The 3,001-nt window shown below is 50.7% G+C and carries 4 protein-coding genes; all 4 read left to right on the plus strand.

Translation table 11 applies throughout. The features are described 5' to 3' along the window. A partial coding sequence (locus M5G17_RS22690; protein ID WP_273895131.1) for a hypothetical protein occupies positions 1-303 on the plus strand: 303 nt, incomplete at its 5' end. A 45-nt stretch (positions 304-348) separates the two neighbouring features. After that, a complete protein-coding gene (locus M5G17_RS22695) occupies positions 349-921 on the plus strand; it encodes a restriction endonuclease subunit S (protein ID WP_273895132.1) in 573 nt (190 codons plus the stop codon). A gap of 3 nt (positions 922-924) precedes the next feature. Beyond that, positions 925-2,448, plus strand: a complete 1,524-nt coding sequence (locus M5G17_RS22700; protein WP_273895133.1) for a type I restriction-modification system subunit M — start codon at positions 925-927, stop codon at positions 2,446-2,448. Continuing rightward, the coding region (locus M5G17_RS22705) for a restriction endonuclease subunit S (protein ID WP_273895134.1) at positions 2,438-3,001 on the plus strand (564 nt) is incomplete at its 3' end. The genes M5G17_RS22700 and M5G17_RS22705, both read left to right, overlap by 11 nt.

Consider the following 3,001-nt stretch of genomic DNA (forward strand, 5'->3'; position numbering starts at 1 on the left):
GTTCGGAGCATCCCTAGAGCCATGAAACTGTACCAAATTACCTATGACCTGCGTAAGAAACGTGATTACCAATCCCTGTATGAGCGCATTAAAGCCTACGGCACATGGTGCCGGCCGCTGGAGTCCACCTGGATTGTTGCCACGACCCAAACTGCAGCTCAGGTGCGGGATAACCTTAAAGCAGTAATGGATGCCGATGACGGCTTGCTTGTAACCCGCCTTAAGGGCGACGCAGCATGGTATGGACTGGCGGCCGAGCAAGCCAAATGGCTGCAGAACCAGTACCAGCGCTGCGAAGTCTGATCACTCTTGTTGCGCCAAGGATGGCGCCTTTTCCCAGAGCTATTTATGTCAACCCAGTTATTCAAGTTGAGCGAACTGGCTGATGTCCGCTCCGGATACACCTTCCGTGGTGCGCTGGAGCATGACCCTTCTGGCGATGTTCGAGTGTTGCAAATCAAGGATTTGCGCCAAAACGCAGCGATTGATCCGGATACACTGATTGCCGTTGCATGGGACGCTCGTACCGCTCCCCCCCTGCTTCAGCCAGGCGATATCACCGTGATCGCCCGTGGTGATACCAACAAGGCCGTACTCTACGTAGGCGAGCAGCCGGTTGTAGCGACCAGCCAGTTTTTTATTGTTACGGCTAAACGATCAAAAGTACTGCCGGCATACCTGTGCTGGCTGATCAACTTGCCGCAAAGCCAACGCAGCCTTGAGCGCAGCGGCAGTGCGATTCAAGCCATCGGCAAAGCGTCCCTAATGGACATGCAGATCCCCTTACCACCGCTCGTGACCCAGCAGAAACTGATTGCCCTGCAAACAGTGTGGGATGAAGAGGATGAACTGATCGCGCGCCTGCAAAAGAACAGAGAGCACATGCTGCAAGGCATTTACCAGCACCTTATTAAGGCTTAAGCCATGAACGACAAAGTGAACCAGGACGATATCAACAAGGCGCTGTGGGCAGCATGCGACATCTTCCGCGGCACCATCAGTGCGGACACCTACAAAGATTTCATCCTTACCATGCTGTTCCTCAAGTACATCAGCGATGTCTGGCAGGATCACTACGACAGCTATAAGAAGGAATACGGTGACGAGCCGGAGCTAATCGAGGAAATGCTCAAGAACGAGCGTTTCGTACTGTCGCGTAAAGCCAGTTTCTATTCCCTCTATGAGCATCGCCACGAGCCAGGTAACGGTGAGCGCATTGACCAGGCGCTACACGCCATCGAGGAAGCTAATGGCACCAAACTCAAAGATGCCGGCAAGAGTGTGTTTCAGGACATTTCTTTTAACACCGACAAGCTCGGCGAAGAAAAGCAGAAGAACACTATACTCCGCCACCTACTCGAAAATTTTGCCGGGCCCGAACTCAACCTCAAGCCGTCCCGCGTCGGCAGCCTGGATGTGATCGGCAACGCTTACGAGTACCTAATCAAGAACTTCGCCGCCAGCGGCGGGCAGAAAGCCGGTGAGTTCTATACCCCGCCGGAAGTTTCCGAGCTGATCGCCGAGCTTCTGGACCCGCAACCGGGCGACACCATTTGCGACCCGGCCTGCGGTTCGGCCTCACTGTTGATGAAATGCGGGCGCAAAGTACGCGAACATCACAACAGCAAGCAGTATGCCCTCTATGGTCAAGAAGCCATCGGCTCGACTTGGTCGTTGGCCAAGATGAACATGTTTCTCCACGGGGAGGACAACCATAAGATCGAGTGGGGCGACACCCTGCGCAACCCCAAGCTGCTTGACTCCAATGGGCAGCTACTCAAATTCGATATTGTTACCGCCAACCCGCCGTTTTCGCTGGATAAGTGGGGCCATGAAGAAGCCGAGCACGATCATTTTGGCCGCTTCAAACGTGGCATCCCGCCGAAAACCAAGGGTGACTTCGCCTTTATCCTACATATGATCGAAACCCTAAAAGCCAAGACTGGGCGCATGGCAGTGATCGTGCCTCACGGAGTGCTGTTCCGTGGCTCCAGCGAAGGCAAGATTCGCCAGCAGTTGATTGAAGAAAATCTGCTGGATGCCGTTATCGGACTGCCGGAAAAACTCTTCTACGGCACCGGCATTCCGGCAGCGATTTTGGTGTTTAACAAAGCCAAGGCTGATGAAAACGTGCTGTTCATCGACGCCAGTCGAGATTTCAAAGTCGGTAAAAACCAGAACATTTTAGGTGATGAACAGATCAAAAATGTCCTTATCACCTATCGTCATCGCATCAATTCGGACAAATATAGCCACCGCGCCAGCCTGCAGGAAGTCCGCGACAACGATTACAATTTGAACATCCCACGTTATGTTGATATCTTCGAGGAAGAGGAAGAAGTTGATTTGCTGGCAGTTCGAAAGGAACGCGAACAACTCAAAGCGCAACTGGCAGAGTTGGAAGTAGAAATGGATGGTTACTTGAAGGAGCTAGGATATGGCTCCTAAGGAACAGACTTTCCTCGGAGATTATTTCACTTCTAGCAGGGAAAAGGGGAAGGTCGGACTGCCACTGCTATCGGTGACTCTTAATAATGGAATTGTTCAGCGAAATGATCTCGAACGGAAAACCGAAACAAAAATTACTCCTGAAGAGCATCTTTTGGTAAGAAAAGGCGATATTGCTTACAATATGATGCGTGTTTGGCAGGGTGCCTTAGGCAGGGCCGATAGCGATGGGATTGTAAGCCCTGCTTACGTAGTCCTGCGTGCTAAAAAAGATGTAGATAGCAAGTATGCTGAATATCTTTTCAATACGGCAAAGATGATTTATTTTTTTTGGGCCTACTCGTATGGAATTACGAATGATCGCCTACGGTTGTATTTCAACGATTTCAAAAAAATCCCTGTAAATCTACCCTGCATCATTGAACAAAAAAAAATCGCTAAAATCCTTTTGACCTGGGACCATGCTTTAAAGAAAACAGAGCAGCTGCTGAAAAATAGCCAACAACAGAAAAAAGCGCTGATGCAGCAGTTGCTAAGGATTCTCCGATCAAGT

Source organism: Pseudomonas rubra (genome assembly GCF_028656935.1).
Classification (GTDB): domain Bacteria; phylum Pseudomonadota; class Gammaproteobacteria; order Pseudomonadales; family Pseudomonadaceae; genus Aquipseudomonas; species Aquipseudomonas rubra.